This window comes from Mycobacterium sp. BMJ-28 (assembly GCF_054404835.1).
The window spans coordinates 2,699,010-2,724,811 of record NZ_CM136783.1 but is presented as its reverse complement, the minus strand read 5'-3'; the positions used below and the strand labels follow the sequence as shown (position 1 = coordinate 2,724,811).

Here is a 25,802-nt window from a genome sequence, read left to right as displayed (position 1 = left end):
TCGAATCAGAAAAACCTGATATCCAAACCAAAGACACCAAAAACTGGCATCAAAAAAACAACCACCCCAAGTAGCAGGAAGACGGGAAGTCCCCCACCAAGATGGCATAAAAACAACAAACAAAAACCACCAAACACACTATTGAGTTCTCAAACAACACGCCCGATTTCGACCGCGCAACAAACCCGCGGCTAAAAGCCGCGGTCCGTAGTGCGGGCGTTGAGGAACCCCCACCTTAGTGGGTGTCTCTCTCGGATTTGGTCTTCGCTTCCCGGCCGAGGCCGTGTCGCTCTGACTTGGAATAAGTTACGTGAGGGCTAACAGCGAGTCAAATCGCCAGGTCAGACCGCTATTTTCGCTGGTCAGCGTGGGTGCCGCGGCGCACTCCCGCGATGTGGCGCTTGCCACGCCGCAACACCAACCAACGGTCGCGCAGAAAGTCCGTCGGTTGTGGTATCCATTCGCCGCTTTCGACACGCACGTTGTTGACGTAGACGCCGCCTTCGGCGATCGCACGCTTGGCCTCACCGCGGCTCTTCGACAAGCCGGCGGCCACCAACAGATCGGTGATCGCGTCCGGATCACCCGGCGCCAGCTCCGCGACCTGGCCGTTACTGGCCTCCGTCAGCGCGGCGCCGAGCGTCGATTCGTCCAGGTCAGCCAGTTCCGCTCGGCCGAACAGGGCTTGGCTGGCCAACTCGACCGCGTCGGTGGCCTGTTGTCCGTGCACCAGGGTGGTGAGTTCACGGGCCAGCCGGCGCTGCGCGGCGCGCTCGTGCGGCCGTTCCTCCGTCGCGGTCTGCAGCGCCCCGAGTTCCTCGGCATCCAGGAAGGTGAACCAGCGCAGGTAACGCACCACATCGGCGTCCGCGGCGTTGACGAAGTACTGGTACCACGCATACGGCGAGGTCAGGTCGGGATCCAGCCACAGATTGCCGCCGCCGGTGGACTTACCGAACTTGGTTCCGTCGGCCGATGTCACCAGCGGCACCGTCAGTGCGTGTGCGGTGGCGCCGAGTTTCTGGCGGACCAGACGCACCCCGGCGATGATGTTGCCCCACTGGTCGGAGCCACCGATCTGCAATGTGCAGCCGTGCCGCTGATGCAGCTCGACGTAGTCGTTGGCCTGCAACAACATGTAGCTGAACTCGGTGTAGGAGATGCCCTCCCCCTCGAGCCGGCGCTTGATGGTGTCGCGGTCGAGCATCACGTTGACCGAGAAGTGCTTACCGATGTCCCGCAGGAAGTCGATGGCCGACAGCGCTCCGGTCCAGGACAGGTTGTTCTCCACGATCGCCCCGGTAGCCGATTGGTCGAACTCGACGAATCGCTCCAGCTGGCCCCGGATGCGCTCGGACCATTCGGCCACGGTGTCGGTCGAGTGCATGGCCCGTTCGGCGGTGTCGCGGGGATCGCCGATCATGCCCGTGGCTCCCCCGGCCAGCACGATCGGCCGGTGGCCGGCCTGCTGGAAGCGGCGCAGGGTCAGCAGCGGCACCAGATGTCCGGCATGCAGGCTGGATGCGGTGGGATCGAATCCCGCGTAAACGGTCAGTGGGCCGTCGGCCGCCGCACCTGCCAGCGCTTCCAGATCGGTCGACTGCGCGATCAGCCCGCGCCATTCCAGCTCTTCGAGGATGCCCGTAGTCACGGGATCGATCTTTCCGTACGGCAGTGCTCAGTCGCTACCGCCCGGCGCCGAAGCCCGTGGACTGCGCCGGTACGCCGACACCTCGGGATGACCGGGCAGCCAGAATCGCCATGGCCGATCCGCGGCGGTGCTCACCCCGACGCGCGGTCCTTCGACTGCGCCATCGACCGGATGCAACCTCAGCCTGACCGGGCTCCGGTCATCGAACAGGTCGATTCCGTTGTCCTCCATCAGAATTCCCAGGGCCGCGCACAGATTGCCCGGACCCCGTGCCAGGGCTGGGGCCGACACCGCGACACCGCGGCGGCCGCGCGCGATGTCCTGACCGCCGGTGATGACCGCCGCGCGCAACAACACCGCCGCCGCCACACCCTCGGTGGCACAGACGACGTTGGCGCACACATGGATTCCGTGACTGCGGTAGGTGTACAGCCGCCCCGCCGGGCCGAACATCACGGCGTTACGGGGTCGCGGACCGCGGTAGGAATGTGCCGACGGGTCGGGCCATGGTCCGTCGGGTGGACCGCCGTATGCCTCCACCTCGACGATGGTCGCCACCACTGCGCGGCTCTCGATTTCGGCCCCCAGCAGCAACCGCGCCGCGGCGACCGGGTCGACCGCCAACGCATCCAGCCTCCCCCGTCGCTCCGCTCGTCCCATGCCCCCGATTGTGCCCGGCCCTTGACAGTCGCTCACACCGCGCGCACTATTCATCATATGATGACTTCATCGAATGATGAATTACTGCGGCGTGGCGCCGAGCCGGCGATCTCCATCGAAAACCTGCAGGTCGTCCGCGGTAAGCGGCAGGCGGTCCAGAACCTGTCGGTGCAGATCGCCCGCGGCACCATCACCGGACTACTGGGGCCCTCCGGCTGCGGAAAGACCACCCTGATGCGGGCCGTCGTCGGCACCCAGATCGTCGAATCGGGCACCGTGACGGTGCTCGGCCACCCGGCCGGCTCCGTCGAACTGCGCAGACGCGTCGGCTACGTCACCCAGGACCCCACCATCTACCGCGATCTGCGCGTCATCGACAACGCCAGGTATTTCGCCGCCCTCTACGGTTCCGACGCCCAAGCCGCCGAGGACGCCATCGCCGCCGTCGGGCTCACCGACCACCGAACGGCGTTGTGCGACAACCTGTCCGGCGGTCAGCGCACCCGAGCGTCCTTGGCCTGCGCGCTGGTGTCACACCCGGACCTGCTGGTCCTGGACGAGCCCACCGTCGGACTGGACCCGGTGCTGCGGGTGGACCTGTGGGAACAGTTCCACCAGCTGGCCCGCGCCGGAACCACCCTGCTGGTCTCCAGCCACGTCATGGACGAGGCCGACCACTGCGGCGACCTACTGCTCATGCGCGAAGGCCGCCTGCTCGCCCACACCACCCCCACCGCACTTCGAGAGGACACAGGATGTTCGTCACTGGAGGAAGCGTTCCTGTCCGTCATCCGGCACAGCACCGCGGCCGCAACAAGTTGAGCCCGCAGGCCTACCTGGCCACCACCAGCCGGATCCTGCGGCAGTTGGCCGGCGATCACCGCAGCGTGGCGATGATCGTGCTGGTCCCGACCCTGATCATCACGTTGATGTACTTCATGTTCGACAACGTGCCACACCACCCCGGCACGCCGTCGCCCTTCAACAATGCCTGCCTGATCATGCTCGGTGTGTTCCCGCTGATCGTGATGTTCCTGATCACCTCGATCACCATGCAGCGTGAACGGGTGTCGGGCACGCTCGAGCGGATTCTCACCACCCCGCTGCGCCGGTTCGACCTGCTGGCGGCCTACGGCACGGCGTTCTCCGTCGCCGCGGCCATCCAAGCCACCCTGGCCTGCGTCGTCGCCTTCTGGCTGCTGGGGTTCGACACCGCGGGCAGCCCGGTGCTGGTATTCGTGATCGCCATTGTCAACGCGGTGCTCGGGGTCGGACTGGGCCTGCTGTGCAGTGCGTTCGCCCGCACCGAATTCCAGGCCGTGCAGTTCATGCCGGTGGTGATCGCACCTCAGCTGCTGCTGTGCGGCATCATCGTTCCGCGCGAGGTACTGCCCGAATGGCTGCAGTGGATCAGCAATGCACTGCCGGCCAGCTACGCTCTGGAAGCGCTGCAACAGGTCGGCGCGCACAGCGAGCTCACGGCAGTCGCCGCCCGCGATATCGCGGTGGTGATCGGATTCGCGATCGTCGCGCTCGGCCTGGCCGCGGCCACATTGCGACGCCGCACACCGTGAGGACAACGTGAGCACAGACGCCACCGAGCGCAAACGCCCCGGGCGACCGGCCGGGGCGTCGGACACCCGCCAGCGAATTCTGCAGAGCGCCCGTAATCTGTTCTCCCGCAACGGCTTCGACAAGACCTCTATCCGCGCGATCGCGACCGCCGCCGGTGTCGACGGCGCCCTGGTGCACCACTACTACGGCACAAAACAACAACTGTTCGCCGCGGCCATCGAGATCCCGATCGACCCGATGCAGGTGATCGGCCCCCTTCGGGACACGCCGGTGGACGAGATCGGGCTGGTGCTGCCGTCTCTGCTGCTCCCGCTGTGGGATTCGGAGATCGGCAAGGGCTTCATCGCCACGCTGCGCTCGCTACTCGGCGGCGCCGATGTCAGCCTGGTGCGCTCGTTCCTGCAGGAAGTGATCAGCGTCGAAGTCGGGTCAAGGGTGGACGACCCACCGGGTTCCGGTCCCATCCGGGTGCAGTTCGTGGCATCTCAATTGGTGGGCGTCGTGGTCGCCCGCTACATCCTGGAGCTGGAACCCTTCGCGTCGCTGCCGCCGGAGTCGATCGCCAAGACGATCGCGCCGAACCTGCAGCGCTACCTCACCGGGGAGTTGCCGAGCCTGAGCTGACCAGGCGGTCGTGCTCGGCGTCCTCGGACACCGCGACGGCCTCATCGATCAGCAGCACCGGGATGTCCTCGACGATCCGGTACGCGCGCCGCAGCCGCGGGTTGTACAGACATTCACCGGCGACATAGAGCAACGGGCCCCGGTCCTCGGGACAGACCAGGATGCTCAGCAGTTTGGAATCGACCACGAGCGCGGATTATCCGCCGCCCAGCGGCGGGCCGCTGATGCTGAAGCCGCCCAGCACGCTGTCATTGGCCGGGTTGTAGGTGTTGATGCCGATGGTGGTCGGGTTGGACGGCTGCACGGTCCGCGCCTGGGTCTTGCGCTGGAAGTCGACCGTGGCCTTCAAGGCGCTGATCAGCGGTGTCTGGTTCGGCCGCTTGTCCAGGCCTTCCTGCAGGTCCGCGTAGTTGCCGCGGGACGGCAGGAAACCCAGCGCGCGTAGTTTGAGCGCGTCGTGGATGAGGTTGGAGATCTGCCCGCCGCCGGCGCCGGTGTCGTATTCCGCGGCGATGTCGTCGAGCGCATCGGCGCTGGCGACGCCGGATCCGAACGTGGCCATCAGGCCGGCCGCCACGGCGACGCCTGCGGTCGCGCGCCGCCAACCGCTCGCGCGCATGAACTCCGGTGCCATCAATCCTCCAGTGCGGTTCGGCGATGGTGTGCCATCACGGGGAGCCTAACAGCGACGCGCGCGCCGGGCACGGGCTCACAGATCCCCGAGCTCGGCACGAACCGCCGCCGTCAGACGCTTGTATTGACTCGTATCGGCATCGAAATACCAGGCGTTACGCGAGGACTTCGGCACTCCGGCTGCGCGCAGCGGGCCGACCAGCGGACGGTAGGACGCACTGAGGGTCATCCGCGGCGCGACGTAGACGATGTCCGGGACGGCGCCCACGGCCAGCGCCGCCAGCGCCTCGGAGAGCTCGGCGCTGGGCACGCTGCCACCGGGCCGCAGCGTCACGGCCGTGACCGCGAGGGTGCGGCCGCCCACCTCCAGGCTGTAGGTGACGGCCAGATCCACGGATTCCACCTGGCTGACGGCGTCGTTGACCGCGGCGGTGAAGACCGGCCCGCGTTCGGTCCGTATCCCGGCGGTGCGGTTGTCGACCAGCCAGAAGTCGCCGTCCTCATCACGGCGGAACAGCGATTCGGTCGACACCCAGGTGTCTGCCGGCGTGAACACGCCGCGTTTGACCGACGCCGTCGGGTCGACCGGGCCACGCGGTTGCGCCAGCAGCACGCCGACCTCGTTGGCCTGGGCCAGCCGCACGAAACCGTCGTCGTCTTCCAGGATGAGGTCCTCGTCGACGTCGTAGGCGGCCAGCTGAATCCGGCCGCCACCGGGCAGCGGCCTGCCCTTGCTGCCGAATTTGACGCCGGACACGTTGGCCAGCACCGCCTGCCCGTCGGTGGTGGCGAAGAACTCCACCACGTGCGCCGGTTCGAACACCTCGACCACCCGCCGCCAGAGTCCCGTCGGCATACCCGAACCGATGAACAACCGCACCGGATGATTACCCGACAGGGCGAACGACGGATCGTCGATGACCTCGCCCAGCATGGCCCAGGTGTAGGACACCACCGTGACGCCGTACTGCCGGATCTCGTGCAGGAAGCGATCCGGCGTCAACCCGCGCGACAGTGCGATGCGGGCACCGCCCACCACCGCGCCGCCGAGGCTGACCAGCAGGCCGGACTGGTGGTGCAGCGGTGTCAGGCAGTACACCGTGTCGCGGGTACCCAGGTTGGCCGCCGAGGCCGTGCCGAACGCCGACAGCGCCCACCGGAAGTTGGTGATCTGGCGGGCCACCAACTCGTCGCCCGAACCGGCGAACGCCACATAGGCCAGGTCGCGGGCATAACCGGGGTTGGGCCGGTACCAGCCCGGCAGCTCGACCTGGTCGGGATCGATCTTCTCCATGTCGGTGACATCGGCGGCCCCGGTATCGCTGGGCAGGTTCAGATCGCGCGACTCACCGCCGCCGAGCACCAGCACCCGGATACCCAACCCGCGGGCCACCTCCAGATTTCCCGGATCGGCGAGCACATCGGCTATCCCGCCCAACCGCACCGCCTCGTCCAGGTCGGCGTCGGGGGGCATCAGCACCGCGACGGCGCCGAGCCGGGACAGCGCGGCGATGGCCACCAGCGCGCTCGGGCGGGTCTCCATCAGCACGCCGACCCGCACACCCTGCCGGATGCCGACCCCGATGAGACCGCGCACCACATTGTTGACGCGCCGGTCCACCGCCTCGTAGGTGTGCACACGGCCGTCGAACAACAGGAACTCGCCGTTGGGATTGTTCTCGGCTTGTTCGGACATGATCCGGCCCAGCGAGATCCGGGTGTGATCGTTGATCTGACCCAGTCGTGCCAGCCGGGGCAGTGTGCGTGCCGTCTCGACCGCCAGAGTGCGCGCCGACTTCTGTGCTGCCACAACGGCATCCGCGGCGGTCCGGGCCAGGCCGAACGCGACCTCGGTGGCCGCAGCGGTGCCCGCGGCCACCCGGGAGGCGAACGGCACGCCGCTCTCGACGACCGAGGTCGCCGACCGGTGGGCCATCGGCACCACATCCTCGGGCAGTGCCCCGTCGCCGGCGCGCCACTTGACCCATGCCGCCACCGTCGGCCAGGTCTGGGTGGCCGCCTTCGATCCCACGACCAGGCCGAAATGCCCTGTCCTGATCAGATATTCGTACACATCGGCCTTCGGGGCCGCGCTCTTGATGCCACGCACCGAGGCGGGCTGGCCGATATCGTCGACCTCACCGACGACCGCCAGGATCGGGCAGTCGATATCGGCGAGGGTGACCAGATCGCCGCGCACCGAGAAACCGCCCGACATCATCCGGTTGTGGGCGATGAACTGCTTGAGCAACTCCGAGATCGCCGGTCCCGACCATGCGATCCAGCCCTCGGAGTCCAGGAACCGGCGCTGTTGTTCGCGGGGCAGCAGGGCCTCCCGGTCGTGCAACTGACGCAGGAAGTCCAGCCGGGCCTGTGCCGTCTTCAGCGGATCGAGCATCTGGAAACCGGTGCGCGCCAACCACCCCGGGATATCGATACGGGAGAACACGTGGTCGGCCATGAAATTCGCGGCGACCGCGCCCATATTGGGCGGAATACCCATCGGCAGCGCGGCCAGCGTGTCCACCGGTGAACCGAAGGTGACGATGCTGGCCAGATCCTTGGCGCGCCGGTACGCGGCGGTCTGGTAGCAGAACATGCCGCCCTGGGAGTAGCCGGCCAGATGCACGTCCCGGCCGGTCACCTCTTTGACGGTGTCGATCGCCTCGCTGAGCGCGACCACGTGGTCGGCCAGGTTGCGCTGCATCCCGCCCTCGATCTTGTCGGGCGAGCCGAAATCGATGACCCACGGGTCCAGGCCGCTGGAATGCAAGATGCCCGCCGCGCCGTCGGCGCGGGTCACGTCCCACATATCGGCCGACATCATCATCGGGTGCACCATCAGCACCGGGGCCCCCGGCGTCGCCGCACCCGGCCGGCTGTCCGGCGGGAAGTAGCGACGCAGCTTGTACATCGGGACGCTCTCGATGATCTGGAAGGGCGATGGCACCGCGCCGGTCTCCAGCCCGCCGTAGCGAAGCACCTCGATCCCGTTCTGCGCGGTGGCCAGAAATCGGCCGACCGGCCCGGTGATCAACGAGAAATCGACCAACGCCCGCTCCCCTACGCCTTGAGATGCCCTGAGTTCGATCCCCCGATCGCCTCGACATCATGGCATAGCAGTACCTGCCGGCCATCGCCAATATGCTCGGTGAATGGACCTCCGGGGGTCCGCCTAACCTTGAGGGGACATGGCGCATCTTCTCGGGGCAGAAGCCCTCCACCTCAAGTACCCGACCAAGGTCGTCTTCGACTCCGTCTCCCTCGGGGTGAACGAGGGCGACCGGATCGGCATCGTCGGCCGCAACGGCGACGGCAAATCCAGCCTGCTGGCCATGCTGGCCGGCCGGGTGACGCCCGACGGCGGCCGCGTCACGGTCCGCGGCGGGGTGCGCATCGGCGTCCTCGACCAGGGCGACACCCTCGATCCGGCCGACACCGTCGGGCACGCGGTGGTCGGGGATGTGCCCGAACACGAGTGGGCCGGTGATCCGCGCGGGCGCGACGTCATCAGCGGCCTGCTCGGTGATCTGGACTGGCATGCCCGGCTGGACACGCTGTCCGGCGGGCAGCGCCGGCGCGTGGCCCTGGCCAGACTGCTGGCCGGGGACGACGACGTGCTGGCACTCGACGAGCCGACCAACCATCTCGACGTGGAGGGCATCACCTGGCTGGCCGAGCATCTGAAACGGCGCTGGAGCCCGACCGCGGGCGGACTTCTGGTGGTCACCCACGACCGCTGGTTCCTCGACGAAGTGTGCACGGTGACGTGGGAGGTGCACGACCGGATCGTGGAGCCGTTCGACGGCGGCTACGCGGCCTACATCCTGCAGCGGGTCGAGCGGGACCGCCAAGCCGCCACCATCGAGGAGCGGCGCCAGAACCTGGCCCGCAAGGAGTTGGCCTGGCTGCGCCGCGGCGCGCCGGCGCGCACCTCGAAGCCGAAGTTCCGGATCGACGCCGCCAACGCCCTGATCGCCGACGTCCCGGAGATCCGCGACAAGGTGGCGCTCCAGTCGCTGGCAGTGACCCGGTTGGGCAAGCAGGTGGTGGATCTGCTCGACGCGTCGGTGAGTTACGACGACCGGGAGATCCTGCACGGCGTCGAATGGCTCATCGCGCCGGGCGAGCGCACCGGCATCCTGGGCGTCAACGGCGCAGGCAAGTCCACCCTGCTCGGGCTGATCGACGGTTCCGTGGAACCCACCGAGGGCCGGGTGAGGCGCGGTAAGACGGTGAAGGTGGCGACGCTGACCCAGGGCGTGGACAAGCTGGCCGAGCATCTGGATGAGCCGGTACGAATGGTGCTGACCCAGCTGGCCAGCACCTACACCTTCGGAACGGGCTCAAAGGCGCAGGAGCTCACGCCCAGCCAGCTGCTGGAACGACTCGGCTTCGCCAGCGCGCAGCTGTCCACCCCGATCAAGGACCTCTCCGGTGGCCAGCAGCGGCGGCTGCAGTTGCTGCTGATCCTGCTCGAGCAGCCCAACGTGCTGATCCTCGACGAGCCCACCAACGACCTGGACACCGACATGCTGGCCGCCATGGAGGACCTGCTGGACTCCTGGCCGGGCACGCTGATCGTGGTGAGCCACGACCGGTACTTCCTGGAACGGGTCACCGACCAGCAGTACGGGATCCTCGGCGGCAGGTTGCGTCACCTGCCCGGCGGCGTCGACGAGTACCTGCGGCTGCGCGCCTCGCATGCCGCCCAGACCGGCGCCCTGCAATTCAAGCCGGCGGGCGCGGCCGGGCCAGGTCTGTCCGGTGCCGATCTGCGTGCCACGCAGAAGGAAGTTGCCGCGATCGAACGCCGATTGCAGAAGCTGGACGGTCAGATCGGTACCGCCCACCAGCGACTCGCCGAGCACGATCAGGGCGATTTCGAAGGGCTGCAACGGCTTACCGGCGCATTGCGCGAGCTCGAAGCCGAGGTCACCGAGCTGGAGGAGAAATGGCTGGAGCTGTCGGAGAGCCTCGGCTGACGGGATCGCGGCCCGATGCCTCTACCATGATCGCGTGCGCTATCTGCTGATGCCGGTGACGCTGTGCGTGCGTTACTTTCCGCAGTTGGCCGCCTGTTATCTGCTCGGCTACCTGGGCCGCACCGCCGCCGTCGAATGGGCCGCATGGGCCGGCTACGACAACGATCTGTGGGCGTCGCTGATCATGCCGCTGGCCGGCATGGCCCGGCTGGGGTCCTACGTGGCGATGTTCTTCGTCATACGCCAGGGCATCCCGGCGCTGGCGGCGCTGCCGCCCCGCTCGCTGCGTCAGATCGACGTGTTCGCCACCGTCATCGTGCCGTTCTTCGCGATCTACCTGGCCTGGCAGATGTTCCGGGAGGACTGGCTGTCCTTCGAGTATCAGGCCGTGGACTACCGGGCCGCCGTGGCGATGAGGTCGCCGGAACCGACCGAGTGGCATCCGGACGCGCTGCCGGTCGGGACGGTGACGGTCGTGCTGATCGGCGCCGCCCTGGTGGCCCGCTTCGTGTTCGGCCGGTTCAAGGACCGGATGCCGGCCTGGTTGCTTCCCGTGCGGGTCTATCTGGACGCGTTGTGGGTGTTCCTGGTGCTGACGTTCTCGGCCAGCCGCGGGGTGACGTTCCTGATCAACCCGTCGGCATGGCTGTCCGAGCGACGGATCATCGTGTGGTTCGACCACACCCGGGAAAGCGCCTTCTCGCATTTCGCGCCGCTGGAATCGCTGTGGAGTGCTGCGATGTGGGCGCTGAAGACGGCTTTCGGCGGGGCGGCCGTCCCACTGATCTGGCTCGCGGTGGCATGCATCGTCTACGGCGCAACGACGAAGCCGGACTGGCACGCCGCCGTCCGTGTGGTCGGGGGCGACCGGGTCAGCCGGTGGATCGATCGGTCCGAATCCACCCGGACCCGGGTGAGCACCAGCTGGAAACGTGTGCCCGGCAAGGTGCGCAGCGAGGTCCACGACCAGTTCACCGGACAGCTCGGCAAGTTCAAACCGATCACCGACTCGGCGCATGTCATCGCGGCCGGCGGGCTCTTCGCCGTGGCGTTGTACGTGCTGGCCTACCTGGGGTTGGCCTGGCTGGACATGTCGGGCAGCTTCTTCCGGGCGCAGCTGGGTTCGGGCTATCTGTTGCGCGGGATGGCCTGGCTGCTCGGCCCGCACGACATCTCCTTCTGGTACGGCACCTGGGACCTGATGTCCCTCATTTCGCACACGATCATCGAGCCGTTGCGGATCTGCCTCATCGCCACCGTGCTCGGCTGGTGTCTGGATCGCGGTGCCGCGATGACATCCGCGCCGGCTACAGCCGCAGTCGAAGCAGAATCGAATAGTCAGATTTCCTGATGTCGACGGCTTGCGGTTCAGCGCTCGCCGGCACGAGGAAGCTCCACGCCATCGATGTCGCGGCTCCGCACGGCGGCCCCATGTTGCTGCGCCAGGAGCGGTCGCCGTCGACGAGGAAGGCGGTACAGCTGAACCCGTCGGCGGCCGATCCGGACCGTTCGACGACGACGTTCACCCGGACCGTGCCCTTGGGAACCGGCGCCCCGGACCCGAGCTGCGTCGTCGACCGGCTGACGGTGCGGACCGACCAGGTCAGACCGTCCACCTCGATCGATTGATGCGGGGCCGCGACGTGCGCGGGCCGTACCGTGCTCGCGTAGTTCTCCCACGCCGGTTGCAGCGTGTGGGCGGTGATCACCACCAGTGCCGCGGCCGCGACGGCCGTGCCCACGAGATTGCGCTGCCAGAGCCGACCGATCATGTGCCGACCTGCGTGGCCGGCCCGAATTGGATGAGATCGCTGCGCTGCACGCGCGGACCGTCCAGCGGGATGTCGAAGACCAGCCGCGAGTCCTGGCGCCAGTCGCCGATCCACACCCGCAAGGTCATGTTCGGGCGCCCCGGCGCCACCAGGTCGGCCGGCACGTCGAATATCCACGGGCCGCGCACGGCGATGCCGGGGGCCAGGGCGCCGACCATCGGCATGAACCCGAGCCGGTGCGTGGGCACGTAGGTGTTCGGCCCGATGATCAGTTCGACGGTCGGTACCGCGTCGGCCAGGGTGCTCATCGCCTCGCCGTCGACGGCGACCCAGGTGCCGACCGCGTCGAGCAGCGTCGGCGGGTACTGCTGCTTGCGGATCCGCGGGCCGATGCGGACTCCGGTGACCTGCGCCGCGATCGGCCGGCCGATCGCCTGTTGGCCCATCCCGGCGTGCACATCGAACGGGGCGTACACCTCGTCGGGCGTCGGCAGATCGTGCCACATCCACGCCGCGGCCGCGATCACCACCGCGGTGGCCAGCGCGTGCAGCGCCCGCCTCACGCCGGGCCTCCGACCGGCACGGTCAGCTGGCCGTAATCGTCGGTGAGCACCCAGCCCTGACCGGCGGTCACGTTCAACCTGCGTACTTCCTTCCAGAGCCGGACGGGCAACTCAGCGCCGACCGACAGCGCGGACTCCGGCACCTGCCAGAGCAGCGCCACCTGGTCGGTCAGGCCGGGACCCAGCCGGCCGGCCTGCGTTCCGTCGGCCACGCGCACCGCGGGCAGCATGGTGGCGCCCGGCAGGCTGACCAGTTGTACCGGTTTGTCCAGCACGCCGGGCAGCGTGCCGATGTTGTGCGCCGTGACCACCAGTCCGAGGTAGCGGGTGCCGGGTTTGGGCGCGTAGAGCACTTTCGTGCCGGCCCGCACCTCGTTCACCAGCCTGGCGCGGTGCACCGTCATCTCGAACTCGCCGGTGTTGAACTGCTCACCGGGTTTGAGGTCGGTGACCTTGTCGTTGACGGTGTCCAGTCCACCGAACGCCGCGGTGGCCGCCAGCAGCGCCACCAGCCCCGCCCGTCGCCATTGTTTGAATCCCCAGCCCGAAAGCCACTGCCGGACACGCGACGTGACGGTCGCGGCGCTCCCCCCGGGCTCCATGGCTGCCGATAGTACCTAGCGCAGCCGGATCCGAAGGGCATCGAGGGTGTCGCGTACCACCCCGAGCTGCCGGGCCACCTGAACCGGGGCGGTACCGCCGCGAGCGTCACGGGAGTCGACCGAGCCGACGATGGTCAGCACCTCGCGCACTTGCGCGGTCAGCCCGGGATGGATGCCGGCGAGTTCGTCGTCGGCGAGCTCCTCCAGCCCGACGTTGCGCGCCTCGGCGGCCTTGACCGCCGCACCGGCCGCCTCATGCGCGACGCGGAACGGGATTCCTTGGCGCACCATCCATTCGGCGATGTCGGTGGCCAGGGTGTAACCCTGCGGGGCCAATTGCGCCATCCGGTCGGTGTCGAAGGTCAGGGTGCCGACCAGCCCGGCCATCGCGGGCAGGAGCATTTGCAGCTGGGCCACCGAATCGAAGACGGGTTCCTTGTCCTCCTGCAGATCCCGGTTGTAGGCCAGCGGTTGGGCCTTCAGGGTGGCCAGCAGGCCGGCCAGGTTCCCGATCAGCCGGCCGGACTTGCCGCGGGCGAGTTCGGCGATGTCGGGGTTCTTCTTCTGCGGCATGATCGAGCTGCCCGTCGACCAGGCGTCGTGCAGCTTGACGTAGCCGAATTCGGTGGTGCTCCACAGGATGATGTCCTCGGCCAGCCGGGACAGGTCCACCGCGATCATCGCGAACACGAATGCCGCCTCGGCGGCGAAATCCCTTGCGGCAGTGGCATCGATCGAGTTCTCGGCGGCGCGATGGAAGCCCAGTTCGTCGGCGATCGCATCGGGATCCAGACCCAGCGAGGAGCCGGCCAGCGCGCCCGATCCGTATGGCGACACCGCCGTGCGCTTGTCCAGGTCTACGAGCCGCTCGCCGTCGCGCAGCAGCGGGTGGGCATGGGCCAGCAGGTGGTGGGCCAGCAACACCGGCTGCGCTGATTGCAGGTGCGTCTTGCCCGGCATGATCGCCGTCGGGTGGCTGGCGGCCTGGGTGCTCAGCGCCACCACCACGTCCAGCACGCCGGCCCCGACGGCCTTGATGGCGTCGCGCAGCCACATCCGGAACAGGGTGGCCACCTGGTCATTGCGGGACCGCCCGGCGCGCAGCCGGCCACCCAGCTCAGGGCCCACCCGGTCGATCAGGCCGCGTTCCAGAGCGCCGTGCACGTCCTCATCGGTCGGCAGCGGGCCGAAGCTGCCGTCGGCCACGTCTTGCCCCAGGCTGTCCAGCCCGGCGAGCAGGCCGTCGCGCTGGTCATCGGTCAGCAACCCGGCGCGGTGCAGCACCCGGGCATGCGCCTTGGAGGCGGTGACGTCATAGGGCGCCAGCACCCAGTCGAAATGTGTCGACTTGCTCAGCGCGGCAAGGGCATCGGAGGGGCCGTCGGCGAACCGGCCACCCCACAGCGAGCCTTCGTTGGTGGCGCTCACAACCCGAGGTCGCGCTTGGCCGAGATCTTGGACGACAGCCCGTGCACGTGCACGAAACCCTTGGCCGAGGACTGGTCGAAGCTGTCGCCCTCGTCGTAGGTGGCCAGATTGAAGTCGTAGAGCGAGGTCGGGCTGCGCCGCCCGTTGACCGCGATGTGGCCGCCGTGCAGCACCAGCCGGACCTCACCGGTCACATGCTCCTGGGTGTGTGCGACGAAGGACTCCAGCGCGCGCTTGAGCGGCGAGTACCACAGGCCGTCATAGACCAGCTCGCCCCACTTCTGGTCGGTGCCGCGCTTGTAGCGGCCCAGTTCGCGCTCCAGGGTGACGTGCTCCAGTTCGGTGTGCGCGGTGATCAGCACCATGGCACCGGGCGCCTCGTAGATCTCCCGGCTCTTGATCCCGACGAGGCGGTCCTCGACCACGTCGAGCCGGCCCACACCCTGCGCTCCGGCACGCCGGTTGAGCTCCTCGATGGCCTGCAGCACGGTGACCGTCCGGCCGTCGATGGACACCGGCACACCCTTGTCGAAGCCGACGATGACCTCGTCGGGGGTGCTCCAGTTGGTGGTGGGGTCTTCGGTGTAGTCGTAGACGTCCTTGGTGGGGGCGTTCCAAAGATGCTCCAGGAAACCGGTTTCCACCGCGCGGCCCCAGACGTTCTGATCGATCGAGAACGGCGAGCGCTTGGTGACGTTGATCGGGATGGCGTTCTCCTCGGCGAACGCAATGGCCTTCTCCCGGGTCCATGCGTAGTCCCGCACCGGGGCCAGCACCTGCAGGTCGGGCGCCAGCGAGGCGAACCCGACCTCGAAGCGGACCTGGTCGTTGCCCTTACCGGTGCAGCCGTGCGCGACGGTGCCGCCCTTGTGTTCGCGGGCCGCGGCCACCAGGTGCTTGACGATCAGCGGCCGGCTGATGGCCGACACCAGTGGGTACCGGTCCATGTAGAGCGCATTGGACTGGATGGTGGGCAGGCAGTATTCGTCGGCGAACTCGTCGCGCGCGTCGACGACCACGGCCTCGACGGCGCCGCAGTCCAGTGCCCGCTGCCGAACGACCTCCATGTCCTCGCCGCCCTGGCCCAGATCGATGGCCACCGCGACAACTTCACGCCCGGTTTCCTTGCCGATCCAGCTGATCGCGACCGAGGTGTCCAGACCGCCGGAGTACGCCAGGATGACGCGTTCGGACATGCAAAATCTCCCTTTTCTAGAACTGCTTCACTTCAAGTTTTCGAACATCGCCGCGAGCTCGGCACCGGTCATCGGCTCGCGGGCTATCACGAAGATGGTGTCATCACCGGCCACGGTGCCGACAACCTGGGGCAACGACGCCCGGTCGATGGCACTGGCCAGGTAGTGCGCCGCACCTGGCGGCGTGCGCAGCACCGCGAGGTTCGCGCTGGCGTCGGTGGACACCAGGAGCTCGCCGAGCAGCTTGGTCACCCGCTCGGTGCCGCCGGACACGCCGCGCACGGGGCTGCCGTCCTCGGGCACCACATAGACCCCGACCCCGCCGTCGGCACCGCGCAGCTTCACCGCACCGAGTTCCTCCAGGTCCCGCGACAGGGTGGCCTGCGTGACGTCGATGCCCTCCTCGGCGAGCATCGCGGCCAGCTCGCTCTGACTGCTCACCGCGTGCGCGGAAAGCAGGGTGACGATGCGGGCCTGGCGCCCGACCCGGGTGGGTGAACTCACGAGTTCTCCAGCAACCAGACCAGGAGCGCCTTCTGGGCGTGCAGCCGATTCTCGGCCTCGTCGAACACCGCGCTCTGAGGCCCGTCGATCACCTCGTCGGTGATCTCGTGCCCGCGGTGCGCCGGAAGGCAGTGCAGCACAACGGCTTCCGGGTCTGCGATGGACAGCAGGCCGGCGTTCACCTGGAACGGCCGGAACGGGCGCACTCGGTCCAGGCCGTCGTTCTCCTGGCCCATCGACGTCCAGGTGTCGGTGACCAGCACGTCGACGCCCTCGGCGGCGGCCTTCGGGTCGCTGCTGATGGACACCGTCGCTCCGGTCTCGGCGGCACGGCGCTTGGCGGCGTCGACGAACTGCGGGTGCGGTTCGAATCCGGCGGGCGCGGCGATGGTCACGTTGATGCCCGCGGTCACCCCGCCCAGCATCAGCGAGTGCGCCATGTTGTTGGCGCCGTCACCGAAGTAGGTCATCGTCAGACCGTGCAGCGAGCCCTTGCGTTCGGCCAGCGTCTGCAGGTCGGCCAGCACCTGGCACGGATGGAACTCATCGGAGAGCGCGTTGACGATCGGGACGGAGGCACCACTGGCCATGGCGGTCAGGCGTTCCTGGGCGAAGGTGCGCCACACGATGGCGTCGACATAACGCGACAGCACCACCCCGGTGTCCTCCAGCGTCTCCTCGCGGCCCAACTGGGTGCTGCGTCCGTCGACGACGACGGCGTGCCCGCCCAACTGGGCGATGCCCATCTCGAACGAGAACCGGGTGCGGGTGGAGTTCTTCTCGAAGATGACGGCGACCCCGCGCGGGCCTTCCAGCGGGCGCCGGCTGAACGGCGCCTTCTTCAACTCGGCCGCCAGCGCCAGCACCTCGGCCTGCTCGGCGGGGCTCAGGTCGTCGTCGCGCAGGAAATGTCGCAGTGTCATGAGGCATCCAGTATCGCGGGCAGGGACGTGAGGAAGTGATCGATCTGCGCGTCGGTGAGGATCAGCGGCGGCGCCAGCCGGACCACATCGGGCGCGGCGGCGTTCACCAGGAAACCGGCGTCGCGAGCGTTGGTCTCGACGGCCTTGGCGGCCGGTCGGGTCAGCACGATGCCCTGTAGCAGCCCCTTGCCGCGGACATGCGCGACCAGCGGGTGGCCCAGTTCCTCGATGCCGTGGCTGATGGTCTTGCCGAGCACCCCGGCCCGGGCGATCAGGTCCCCGTCGACGAGCGCCCTGAGCACACCGAGGGCGGCCGCGGTGCACACCGGGTTACCGCCGAAAGTGCTGCCGTGCAGGCCGGGTGTGAGCAGGTCACCGGTCGCACCGAGGGCCAGGCAGGCGCCGATCGGCAGTCCGCCACCCAGCCCCTTGGCCAGTGTCACGATGTCCGGGGTGATGCCGTCGTGCTGATGGGCGTAGAAGGCGCCGGTGCGTCCCACCCCCGTCTGCACCTCGTCGAGCACCAGCAGCGCACCGTGTTTCGCGGTGATCTCGCGGGCCTTGGCCAGGTAGCCGGCCGGCGGCACCACGACACCGCCCTCCCCCATGATCGGCTCCAGGAACACCGCGGCGGTGTGCTCGTCGACCGCCCGCTCGAGGGCATCCACATCGCCGTAGGGCACGTGGCTGACGTTGCCCGGCAGGGGTTCGAACGGCGCCTGCTTGGCCGGCTGGCCGGTCAGCGCGAGCGAACCCATCGTGCGGCCGTGGAACGCGCCCTCGGCGGCAACGATGTTCGTCCGCCCGGTGAGCCGGGTGATCTTGAACGCGACCTCGTTGGCCTCGGTGCCGGAGTTGCAGAAGAACACCCGCGCGGGATGGCCGAGGTGGTCGACGAGTTTCTCGGCCAGCGCGATTCCCGGCTCGGTGGCATACAGATTCGAGGTGTGGCCCAACGTGTTGAGCTGCGCGGTGACGGCGTCGATGACGGCGTGGTGACGGTGGCCGAGCAGGTTCACCGCGATCCCGCCGAGCAGGTCCAGGTAGGACTTGCCGTCGGCATCGGTGACCACCGCACCGTCGCCACTGACCAGCGCCAGCGGTGGGGTGCCGTAGTTGTTCATCATCACCGCTTCCCAGCGGGTTTGGAGGCTCATGCGTTGACCACCTTGGTTCCGGTTCCTTCGTCGGTGAACAGTTCGACCAGCACGCAATGTTCGACGCGGCCGTCGATGACGTGCGCGCTGGGCACCCCGTTGGTGACCGCCCGCAGGCAGGCCTCGATCTTGGGCACCATGCCCGACTCCAGCTGCGGCAGCAGCTGCGTCAGTGCGGCGGTGTCGATCTCGCTGACCAGCGAGGTGCGGTCGGGCCAATCGGTGTAAAGCCCCTCGACATCGGTGAGCATGAGCAGCTTCTCCGCGCCGAGAGCTTCGGCGAGCGCGGCGGCCGCGGTGTCGGCGTTGATGTTGTGCACCACCCCGTCGACGTCGGGAGCGATGGTGGACACCACCGGGATACGGCCGGCGGCAATGAGATCCAGCACGGCACCGGTGTTGACGTGGTCGACGTCGCCGACCAGACCGATATCGGTCGGCACGCCGTCGACCAGCACGGTGCGCCGCACCGCGGTGAACAGGTGGGCGTCCTCGCCGGTGATTCCGACGGCGTACGGGCCGTGACTGTTGATCAGTCCGACCAGTTCGCGGCCCACCTGGCCGAACAGCACCATCCGGGCCACGTCGAGCACTTCCGGTGTGGTGACCCGGAACCCGCCCTTGAACTCGCCGTCGATGCCCAGCTTCTTCAGCATGGCGCTGATCTGCGGGCCGCCGCCGTGCACCACGACGGGATGCACGCCGCAGTTGCGCAGGAACACCATGTCGGCGGCGAAGGCGGCCTTGAGGGTGTCGTCGGTCATGGCGTTGCCGCCGTATTTCACGACGACGATCTTGCCGTTGAGCTGAGTGAGCCACGGCAGCGCGGCGGCCAGCACCGCGGCCTTGATCGGGGTCGATGTCACGACGAGTAGGCCGAGTTCTCTTCGACGTAGCCGTGCGACAGGTCTGTGGTCCTGATCGAGGCGGTGTCGTTGCCCGATGCCAGGTCGATGACGACCTCGATGTCTCCGCCGGACAGGTCGACCTCCCGCGCGCCGGGCGCACCGGCGCCGTCGACACAGACCGGGAAACCGTTGAAGGACACGCTGATCCGCTGCGGATCCAGGGTTACCGGGGCGATCCCCACCGCGGCCAGCACCCGGCCCCAGTTCGGGTCCGAGCCGAACAACGCGGTCTTGACCAGGCTGTCGCGGGCCACCACGCGGGCGGCGGTGAGGGCGTCGTGCTCGCTGGCGGCACCGACGACCGTGATGGTCACCCGCTTGGTGACGCCCTCCGCATCGGCCTGCAGTTGGGCGCACAGGTCGTCGCACACCGCGAAGACCGCATCGTCCAGGTCGGCCTGGCTGGGCGTGATCTCACTGGCGCCCGACGCCAGCAGCAACACCGTGTCGTTGGTCGAGCAGCTGCCGTCGACGTCGAGCCGGTCGAAAGTCTTTGCGGCGGCCCGTTTCAGCGCGGTGTTCAGCGCCGCGGAGTCGGCGACGGCGTCGGTGGTGATCACCACCAGCATGGTGGCCAGCGATGGCGCGAGCATGCCCGCGCCCTTGGCCATCCCGCCGACGGTCCAGTCACCGGGGTGGTGCAGGGCCACCTGTTTGGGCACGGTGTCGGTGGTCATGATGGCCCGCGCCGCCTCCTCACCACCGGTGAGGCCACCGGCCAGCTCGTGCACGATCTCGGTGACGCCGGCCAGCACCTTGTCCATCGGCAGCCGGTCGCCGATCAGACCGGTGGAGCAGACCGCCACCTCGATCGCGCCGGTCTCGGTGCCCCAGTCGCTCAGCGCCGCGGCGACCGCCTCCGCGGTGGCGTGGGTGTCCTGGAAACCCGGTGCGCCGGTGCAGGCGTTGGCGCCGCCGGAGTTCAGGATGACCGCGCGCAGCCGGCCGGTGGTCAGCACCTGCTGTGACCACTGCACCGGGGCGGCCTTGATCTGGTTGCGGGTGAACACCCCGGCAGCGGCGTGGTCCGGGCCCTCGTTGAACACCAGCGCGAGGTCGAGGTTGCCGGATGCCTTGATACCGGCCGAGATTCCGGTGGCCCGGAAACCCGCGGGCGCGGTGACGCCCTGGGTGCGCACGAGATTGCCGGTCGCCGCCTGTGATGTCACGGTGCCACTCCCACGATGGACAGTCCTTCTGTTTCGGGCCAGCCGAGGGCCAGATTCATCGATTGCACGGCGGCACCTCCGGTGCCTTTGGTCAGGTTGTCGATCGCGCAGACGGCCACCAGGGTCTTGGCGTCTTCGTCCACCGCAACGGCCAGTTGGGCGGCGTTGCTGCCGATCACCGAACCCGTCCTGGGCAGTTGCCCCTCGGGCAGCAGGTGGATGAAAGGCTCGGCATCATAAGCTTTTTCGTAGGCGGCACGGATTTCGGCGAGGCTCGCGTCGGTGCGTGCGGTGCAGGTCGCCAGGATGCCGCGAGCGGTCGGGATGAGCACCGGGGTGAACGACACGGTGACCACCTTGTCGGTGACGCTGCGCAGCCCCTGGGCGATTTCCGGGGTGTGCCGGTGCACGCCGGCGATGTTGTAGGCCCGTGCCGACCCGATCACCTCGGAACCGAGCAGGTCGACCTTGGCGGACTTGCCTGCCCCGGAGGCGCCACTGACGGCGACGACGGTGACATGCGGTTCCACCAGGTCTGCGGCGACGGCGGGCAGCAGCGCCAGCAGCGCGGCCGTCGGGTAGCAACCGGGTACGGCGATCCGGGTGGCGCCTTTGAGCGCGTCCCGGTTGCCAGGGAGTTCCGGCAGGCCGTACGGCCAGCTGCCGGCGTGCGCCGAACCGTAGAACTTCTCCCAGTCCGCCGCGTCGGTGAGCCGGAAGTCCGCGCCGCAGTCGATGATCACGGTGTCGCCGAGTTGCTCGGCCAGGGCCGCCGAATGCCCGTGCGGCAGTCCGAGGAACACCACATCGTGACCGGCCAGCAGTTCGGCGTCGGTGGGCTCCAGCACCCGGCCGGCCAGCGGCAGCAGGTGCGGGTGGTGCTCGGCCAGGGTGGTGCCGGCACTGGCCGCCGCCGTCAGGGCGCCGATGGTCAGGCGGCCGTCGGCGTAGGCGGGGTGGCCGAGCAACAGGCGCAGAATCTCGCCGCCGGCGTACCCGCTGGCACCGGCGACGGCTACCGAAGTCATGAGGCAATTCTTGCATTGTTATGCAGTTGATTGCAAACCCATTAAGCCGCGGTGCGCCGAGATCGACGAAATGCCGAAATCCACTCGCACTTTCTGGCCCAAAGGTGAGTTTGGGCGGAGTCGCTCAAGCCCGTTGGACCGCACCCACCCGCTCGGCGGCGGCCGCGACGGCCGCGTCGCGCGCCGCGCTGGCCTCGTCCTCGGTCAGCGTGCGGTCGGCCGCCCGGAACCGCAGCGCCAGCGTCAGCGACTTGCGACCCTCGCCGATCTGCGGACCGGTGTACACGTCGAACAGCCGGACATCCTCCAGCAGCCCGCCTGCCCCGGCGCGCACCACGTCGATGACCGCCTGGGCGGCGACCTCCTCGGCGACGACGAGGCTGATGTCCTGGAACACCGCCGGGAACGGGGACACCGACGGCGCGGGCAGCCGCTCGACGATCGGGATCGCACTGAGGTCCAGTTCCGCCGCGCAGGTGCCCTTGGGCAGTCCGGCGCGTTCGACGACGGCGGGATGCAACTGCCCGGCATAGCCGACGGACACCTCCCCCGCGAACACCTCGGCGCAACGGCCCGGATGCCACGGCAGTTCCTGCGCGGCGCGCAGCGTCAGTTCGACGCCGGCCGCGCGGCCGATCACCCGTACCGCCTCGAAGGCGTCGGCGGCCTCGACCTTGCGGCCGGCGCCCCACGGGCCGGCCTGTTCACGCAGACCGGTGAGCACCACGCCGACATGTTCGGGCTGACGCGGCAGCGAGGCGTCCAGCCCGGCGATCTCCTCGTCGGTGGGCCTGCGGTCGGTCGGGATGCGCTCCACCGCGCGGGTGCCCGCGGTCGGCAGCACCACCTGGGCGATGGCGAACAGCGCGGTATCGACCGCACCGCGGGAGACGTTGCGCGCCAACGCCTCCAGCAGGCCCGGCAGCAGCGTGGTGGCCAGGTGCGGACGGTCGGCTTCCAAGGGGTTGAGCACGGTGGTGGTGACCCGGCGCGGGTCATCCGGGCTCAGGCCCCAGGTGTCGAACACCCCGGCGGGCAGAAACGGCGTGGGCAACACCTCGACGAAACCACCCAGCGCCAGGGATTTACCCACCGCCCGGCGGCGCTTCTGGATGGGGGTCAGTCCGCGACCGGCGGGGGCGTGCGGCAGCACCGACGGGATCAGGTCGAGCCCCTCCAGCCGGAGCACCTCCTCCACCAGGTCGGCGGGCTCGCGCAGATCGGGGCGCCAGCTGGGCGGTACCGCGGTCAGCACGCCGCCGGACACCGACACCTCGGCGCCGATCTGGGTGAGCCGCTTCGGCGTCACGCCCTCGGCGTAGGTCACGCCCGCGATGCGGTCGGGCAGGTCGAGCGGCATGCTCACCGGCGGATGGGACCAGTCGGCACGCGGCGGTTCGCCGCGCCAGTCCGTCAGCGTGGGTTCGACGGTGCCACCGGCGATCTCGGCGAGCAGCGTGGCGCAGCGGTCCAGGGCGGCCACTGAGATGGCCGGGTCCACGGTGCGTTCGTAGCGCCGGCCGGCCTCACTGGTCAGGTGCAGGCGGCGCTGGGTGCGCGACACCGCGGCCGGATCCCAGATCGCGGCCTCCAGCAGGACATCGGTGGTGGAGTCGCGGACCTCGGTGGTGCCGGCGCCCATCACGCCGCCGATCGCGGCGGTGGCCACATCGTCGACGATCAGCACGTCACCGGCGTTCAGCGTGCGGGTGACGTCGTCGAGAGTGGTGACCTTCTCGCCCTGCTCGGCGAAGCGCACCTGGAACCCGCCGGTGATCAGCGACCGGTCGTGGGCATGCATCGGATGCCCGATTTCCAGCATCACGTAGTTGGTGACGTCGACGGCCGGTGAGATGGACCGGATCCCGCACAGTTGCAGCCTGCGCTGCAGCCACCATGGCGACACCGCGGCCGGGTCGATCCCGGTGACCGGGCGCAGCCCGAAGCGCTGCACACCGGTGCCGGGCGCCACGGTCAGCGGCCAGGCCTCGCCCTCGGCAGGCAGGGCCGGGACATCGGCGGGGTCGACGAAGTCCAGATCCAGGGCGCAGGCGATATCGCGGGCCATGCCGCGAATCGACAGGCAGTAACCGCGGTCCGGGGTGATGGCCAGGTTGAACACCACGTCGTCCAGACCCAGCACCTCGATACCGGACTCCCCCGGTTCGGCGGTTCCCGGTGGCAGCACGATGATGCCGGACTGGTCGGCGCCCAGGTTCAGTTCGGCGGCCGAGCAGATCATCCCGTCGGAGGTGCGGCCGTAGGTCTTGCGCTGGGCGATCGAGAAGTCACCCGGCAGTACGGTGCCGGGCAGGGCCACCACCACCAGATCGCCGACGGCGAAGTTGCGTGCCCCGCAGACGATATCGCGCGGCTGCGGCTCACCTACATCGACCTTGCAAGCCCGTATCGGTTTCTTGAACTCGGCGAGTTCCTCGATCTCGGTGACCCGGCCGACGGTGAGCGGACCGGTGACCGGTCCCAGCGGGAGGATCTCCTCGACCTCGTGGCCGATGCGGATCAGCGTCGCCTCGAGCTCGTCGACGTTGCAATCCCAGTCCGGGGCGCCGGCCCGGATCACGTCGCGGAGCCAGCTGTAAGGAATACGCATCAGGCGCCCACTCCGAACGGCAGGGAGAACCGCACGTCGCCCTCGACCATGTCGCGCATATCGGGAATACCGTTGCGGAACTGCAGGGTTCGCTCCAATCCCATACCGAACGCGAAACCCGAATACTCGGCCGGGTCGATACCGCAGGCGCGCAGCACATTCGGGTTGACCATGCCGCAGCCACCCCACTCCACCCAGCCGGGGCCGCCCTTCTTGTTCTCGAACCACACGTCGACCTCGGCAGAGGGCTCGGTGAACGGGAAGAAGTGCGGACGGAACCGGGTGCGGCCTGCGGGGCCGAACTCGGCGCGCGCCAACGCATCCAGCGTGCCCCGCAGATGCGCCATGGTCAGTCCCTTGTCCACGGCCAGACCCTCCACCTGGTGGAACACCGGAGTATGCGTGGCGTCCAGTTCGTCGGTGCGGAAAGTGCGGCCCAGCGAAATGATGTACACCGGCAGCTCGCGTTCCAGCAGCGCCCGGATCTGCACGGGCGAGGTGTGCGTGCGCAGCACCTGGCGCGAACCGTCCGGGGCGATCTGGAAGGTGTCCTGCTCGCTGCGGGCCGGGTGGTCCGGCGGGAAGTTCAGCGCGTCGAAGTTGAACTGCTCGGTCTCGACCTCGGGCCCTTCGGCCAGTTCCCAGCCCATCGCCACAAAGGTGTCGGCGATGCGCTCGGTGAGCAGGGTGATCGGGTGCCGGGCGCCGACGGGCTGGCGGGTGGACGGCAAGGTCACATCGATGCGCTCGGCGACCAGCACCGCCGCGTCGCGTTCGGCGCGCAGCTGCGCCAACCGGTCGTCGAAAGCCTGTTGCGCCTGCGTCCTGGCGACGTTCACCCGCTTGCCGGCATCGGCGCGGTCGGCCTTGGGCAGCGCGCCCAGGGCTTGGCGCGCCAGCGCGATCGGCGAACGGTCACCGAGGTGTTCGGTCTTGGCCCGGGCCAGTGCGTCCAGGTCGGCGGCGGCGTCGAACGCCACCCGTGCCGCGCCGACAGCGTCGGTCAGGGCTTCTTCCGACAGGTCATTGGGCTCGCCTTGCCGTTCAGTCTGGACCGCCACCCGGCGATCATAGCGACGGCCGGCGGGCCTCCCGCCGCCAGCGCTGCCCCGGCGGCGATGAGGGTTGCCACATCGGCGGTCTCGGCCGGTGCCGACGAGGCGACGACCAGGTAACCGAACACCGATCCGACGGCCAGCAGCGCCACCCGCGGGCCGGTCCACGGGGCGGGCGCGCCCAACCTGGTGGACACCAGCATGCCGAGCAGCAGTGCCACCAGGTGCCCCCCGTCGGTGAAGTCGTGAGTGCCGATGACCACCGCGGCGCCCAGGATGGTCCACCAGCACACCCACGCCGGGCGCCAGCGCGCCGGGATGGCGGCCGTCAGCACGCCGAGTACGCCCATTGCGCCGTAACTCATCCCGACGTCGGTGGCCCGGCTGATCGACCGGGGCACCCAGTCCTGGTGCACCGCGACCGTCAGCGCCGCCGCGATCACCAGCGTGGCGCCGATATGGGCGACCAGGAAGGCCAGCACGAGTTTGCGGCTGCGCCAGAGCAATTCGGCCACCGCGAGCAAGCAGATCAAACCGGGCAGCCACAGCGCCATGGCGCCGACGTCGACGACGAACGCGCTGCCGAGCAGGGTGCCGATCCGGCCGTGCGCCAGGTTGTGCAGATTGGTACTGGCGTGCCGGAACACCCGGTCGTGCGCGGCCGGCCCCAGTTGCGCCAGCACCGCGGCGACGATCACCAGTGCGGCCGCGTAACCGATGGTCACCCGCAGGCCCAACACCCATTTCAGCGGCATGGG

General features: G+C 68.8%; 24 protein-coding genes. 5 read left to right on the top strand and 19 right to left on the bottom strand.

The window, feature by feature from the left end:
* Positions 1–349: 349 nt before the first annotated feature.
* Both tyrS and ACXPWS_RS13355 read right to left on the bottom strand, forming a co-directional pair.
* A complete protein-coding gene (gene tyrS, locus ACXPWS_RS13360; protein WP_458712878.1) occupies positions 350–1,651 on the bottom strand; it encodes a tyrosine--tRNA ligase in 1,302 nt (433 codons plus the stop codon).
* 27 nt (positions 1,652–1,678) lie between these two features.
* Positions 1,679–2,311: a DNA-3-methyladenine glycosylase gene (locus ACXPWS_RS13355; protein ID WP_458712877.1), complete on the bottom strand. Its 633-nt coding sequence runs from the start codon at positions 2,309–2,311 to the stop codon at positions 1,679–1,681.
* A gap of 57 nt (positions 2,312–2,368) precedes the next feature.
* On the opposite strand from ACXPWS_RS13355, the gene ACXPWS_RS13350 reads away from it, so the two are divergent.
* Genes ACXPWS_RS13350 through ACXPWS_RS13340 form a run of 3 tightly spaced genes read left to right on the top strand, consistent with a single transcriptional unit; the run spans position 2,369 to position 4,510 of the window.
* Complete coding sequence (locus tag ACXPWS_RS13350) at positions 2,369–3,133, top strand: ABC transporter ATP-binding protein (RefSeq protein ID WP_458712876.1); 765 nt, start codon at positions 2,369–2,371, stop codon at positions 3,131–3,133.
* The gene (locus ACXPWS_RS13345) at positions 3,067–3,885 is read left to right on the top strand and encodes an ABC transporter permease (RefSeq protein WP_458712875.1); all 819 of its coding nucleotides are present in this window, start codon (positions 3,067–3,069) and stop codon (positions 3,883–3,885) included. The genes ACXPWS_RS13350 and ACXPWS_RS13345 overlap by 67 nt, the downstream gene beginning before the upstream one ends.
* A 7-nt stretch (positions 3,886–3,892) precedes the next feature.
* A complete protein-coding gene (locus tag ACXPWS_RS13340; RefSeq protein WP_458712874.1) occupies positions 3,893–4,510 on the top strand; it encodes a TetR/AcrR family transcriptional regulator in 618 nt (205 codons plus the stop codon).
* Here the strand turns inward: ACXPWS_RS13340 and ACXPWS_RS13335 are convergent.
* From ACXPWS_RS13335 to ACXPWS_RS13325, 3 genes are all read right to left on the bottom strand, one after another.
* Positions 4,482–4,697, bottom strand: coding sequence for a Trm112 family protein (locus ACXPWS_RS13335; protein WP_458712873.1), 216 nt, complete (start codon positions 4,695–4,697; stop codon positions 4,482–4,484). The two genes, ACXPWS_RS13340 and ACXPWS_RS13335, sit on opposite strands and share 29 nt — an antisense overlap.
* 9 nt (positions 4,698–4,706) lie before the next feature.
* Positions 4,707–5,144: a hypothetical protein gene (locus tag ACXPWS_RS13330; RefSeq protein WP_458712872.1), complete on the bottom strand. Its 438-nt coding sequence runs from the start codon at positions 5,142–5,144 to the stop codon at positions 4,707–4,709.
* Positions 5,145–5,219: 75 nt separating this feature from the next.
* Positions 5,220–8,195: an acyl-CoA synthetase gene (locus ACXPWS_RS13325; RefSeq protein ID WP_458712871.1), complete on the bottom strand. Its 2,976-nt coding sequence runs from the start codon at positions 8,193–8,195 to the stop codon at positions 5,220–5,222.
* A gap of 139 nt (positions 8,196–8,334) precedes the next feature.
* Here ACXPWS_RS13325 and ACXPWS_RS13320 point away from each other — a divergent pair, with 139 nt between their 5' ends.
* Together ACXPWS_RS13320 and ACXPWS_RS13315 are read left to right on the top strand one after the other, a co-directional pair.
* Complete coding sequence (locus ACXPWS_RS13320) at positions 8,335–10,128, top strand: ABC-F family ATP-binding cassette domain-containing protein (protein ID WP_458712870.1); 1,794 nt, start codon at positions 8,335–8,337, stop codon at positions 10,126–10,128.
* 34 nt (positions 10,129–10,162) lie between these two features.
* Positions 10,163–11,479 (top strand): hypothetical protein, encoded by a 1,317-nt coding sequence (locus ACXPWS_RS13315; RefSeq protein ID WP_458712869.1) that lies wholly within the window; start codon positions 10,163–10,165, stop codon positions 11,477–11,479.
* Here the strand turns inward: ACXPWS_RS13315 and ACXPWS_RS13310 are convergent.
* The 14 genes from ACXPWS_RS13310 to ACXPWS_RS13245 all read right to left on the bottom strand — a co-directional run bounded on the left by ACXPWS_RS13310 (position 11,436) and on the right by ACXPWS_RS13245 (position 25,799).
* Complete coding sequence (locus tag ACXPWS_RS13310; RefSeq protein ID WP_458712868.1) at positions 11,436–11,900, bottom strand: hypothetical protein; 465 nt, start codon at positions 11,898–11,900, stop codon at positions 11,436–11,438. The genes ACXPWS_RS13315 and ACXPWS_RS13310 overlap by 44 nt on opposite strands.
* Positions 11,897–12,463 carry a hypothetical protein gene (locus ACXPWS_RS13305; protein ID WP_458712867.1) on the bottom strand — a complete coding sequence of 189 codons (567 nt, stop codon included), beginning with the start codon at positions 12,461–12,463 and terminating at the stop codon, positions 11,897–11,899. Before ACXPWS_RS13305 ends, ACXPWS_RS13310 begins: the two co-directional genes overlap by 4 nt.
* Entirely contained in the window at positions 12,460–13,065 is a 606-nt protein-coding gene (locus tag ACXPWS_RS13300; RefSeq protein WP_458712866.1) for a hypothetical protein, read from the bottom strand. The genes ACXPWS_RS13305 and ACXPWS_RS13300 overlap by 4 nt, the downstream gene beginning before the upstream one ends.
* A gap of 15 nt (positions 13,066–13,080) precedes the next feature.
* Positions 13,081–14,493: an argininosuccinate lyase gene (gene argH / locus ACXPWS_RS13295; RefSeq protein WP_458712865.1), complete on the bottom strand. Its 1,413-nt coding sequence runs from the start codon at positions 14,491–14,493 to the stop codon at positions 13,081–13,083.
* Positions 14,490–15,689, bottom strand: a complete 1,200-nt coding sequence (locus tag ACXPWS_RS13290) for an argininosuccinate synthase (RefSeq protein ID WP_458712864.1) — start codon at positions 15,687–15,689, stop codon at positions 14,490–14,492. The genes argH and ACXPWS_RS13290 overlap by 4 nt, the downstream gene beginning before the upstream one ends.
* Positions 15,690–15,716: 27 nt before the next feature.
* The gene (locus tag ACXPWS_RS13285) at positions 15,717–16,211 is read right to left on the bottom strand and encodes an arginine repressor (protein ID WP_458713529.1); all 495 of its coding nucleotides are present in this window, start codon (positions 16,209–16,211) and stop codon (positions 15,717–15,719) included.
* Positions 16,190–17,116 carry an ornithine carbamoyltransferase gene (argF, locus tag ACXPWS_RS13280; protein ID WP_458712863.1) on the bottom strand — a complete coding sequence of 309 codons (927 nt, stop codon included), beginning with the start codon at positions 17,114–17,116 and terminating at the stop codon, positions 16,190–16,192. Before argF ends, ACXPWS_RS13285 begins: the two co-directional genes overlap by 22 nt.
* Positions 17,113–18,273, bottom strand: a complete 1,161-nt coding sequence (locus tag ACXPWS_RS13275; RefSeq protein ID WP_458712862.1) for an acetylornithine transaminase — start codon at positions 18,271–18,273, stop codon at positions 17,113–17,115. Before ACXPWS_RS13275 ends, argF begins: the two co-directional genes overlap by 4 nt.
* Positions 18,270–19,139: an acetylglutamate kinase gene (gene argB, locus ACXPWS_RS13270; protein WP_458712861.1), complete on the bottom strand. Its 870-nt coding sequence runs from the start codon at positions 19,137–19,139 to the stop codon at positions 18,270–18,272. The genes ACXPWS_RS13275 and argB overlap by 4 nt, the downstream gene beginning before the upstream one ends.
* Positions 19,136–20,350, bottom strand: a complete 1,215-nt coding sequence (gene argJ, locus ACXPWS_RS13265; RefSeq protein ID WP_458712860.1) for a bifunctional glutamate N-acetyltransferase/amino-acid acetyltransferase ArgJ — start codon at positions 20,348–20,350, stop codon at positions 19,136–19,138. Before argJ ends, argB begins: the two co-directional genes overlap by 4 nt.
* A complete protein-coding gene (gene argC, locus ACXPWS_RS13260) occupies positions 20,347–21,378 on the bottom strand; it encodes an N-acetyl-gamma-glutamyl-phosphate reductase (protein WP_458712859.1) in 1,032 nt (343 codons plus the stop codon). The genes argJ and argC overlap by 4 nt, the downstream gene beginning before the upstream one ends.
* Positions 21,379–21,502: 124 nt before the next feature.
* Positions 21,503–23,989, bottom strand: coding sequence for a phenylalanine--tRNA ligase subunit beta (pheT, locus tag ACXPWS_RS13255; protein ID WP_458712858.1), 2,487 nt, complete (start codon positions 23,987–23,989; stop codon positions 21,503–21,505).
* Complete coding sequence (gene pheS, locus ACXPWS_RS13250; protein WP_458712857.1) at positions 23,989–25,050, bottom strand: phenylalanine--tRNA ligase subunit alpha; 1,062 nt, start codon at positions 25,048–25,050, stop codon at positions 23,989–23,991. The genes pheT and pheS overlap by 1 nt, the downstream gene beginning before the upstream one ends.
* Positions 24,993–25,799 (bottom strand): rhomboid-like protein, encoded by an 807-nt coding sequence (locus tag ACXPWS_RS13245; RefSeq protein WP_458712856.1) that lies wholly within the window; start codon positions 25,797–25,799, stop codon positions 24,993–24,995. Before ACXPWS_RS13245 ends, pheS begins: the two co-directional genes overlap by 58 nt.
* Between the last annotated feature and the right edge of the window lie 3 nt (positions 25,800–25,802).

Coding starts and splice junctions, on each gene's coding strand:
- ACXPWS_RS13345 (WP_458712875.1), top strand. CDS start 3,067: ATGTTCGTCACTGGAGGAAGCGTTCCTGTCCGTCATCCGGCACAGCAC.
- ACXPWS_RS13350 (WP_458712876.1), top strand. CDS start 2,369: ATGATGACTTCATCGAATGATGAATTACTGCGGCGTGGCGCCGAGCCG.
- ACXPWS_RS13355 (WP_458712877.1), bottom strand. CDS start 2,311: ATGGGACGAGCGGAGCGACGGGGGAGGCTGGATGCGTTGGCGGTCGAC.
- ACXPWS_RS13275 (WP_458712862.1), bottom strand. CDS start 18,273: ATGAGCCTCCAAACCCGCTGGGAAGCGGTGATGATGAACAACTACGGC.
- ACXPWS_RS13300 (WP_458712866.1), bottom strand. CDS start 13,065: ATGGAGCCCGGGGGGAGCGCCGCGACCGTCACGTCGCGTGTCCGGCAG.
- ACXPWS_RS13245 (WP_458712856.1), bottom strand. CDS start 25,799: ATGCCGCTGAAATGGGTGTTGGGCCTGCGGGTGACCATCGGTTACGCG.
- ACXPWS_RS13290 (WP_458712864.1), bottom strand. CDS start 15,689: ATGTCCGAACGCGTCATCCTGGCGTACTCCGGCGGTCTGGACACCTCG.
- argC (WP_458712859.1), bottom strand. CDS start 21,378: ATGACTTCGGTAGCCGTCGCCGGTGCCAGCGGGTACGCCGGCGGCGAG.
- argF (WP_458712863.1), bottom strand. CDS start 17,116: ATGACACTGCGACATTTCCTGCGCGACGACGACCTGAGCCCCGCCGAG.
- ACXPWS_RS13310 (WP_458712868.1), bottom strand. CDS start 11,900: ATGATCGGTCGGCTCTGGCAGCGCAATCTCGTGGGCACGGCCGTCGCG.
- pheT (WP_458712858.1), bottom strand. CDS start 23,989: ATGCGTATTCCTTACAGCTGGCTCCGCGACGTGATCCGGGCCGGCGCC.
- ACXPWS_RS13320 (WP_458712870.1), top strand. CDS start 8,335: ATGGCGCATCTTCTCGGGGCAGAAGCCCTCCACCTCAAGTACCCGACC.
- ACXPWS_RS13330 (WP_458712872.1), bottom strand. CDS start 5,144: ATGGCACCGGAGTTCATGCGCGCGAGCGGTTGGCGGCGCGCGACCGCA.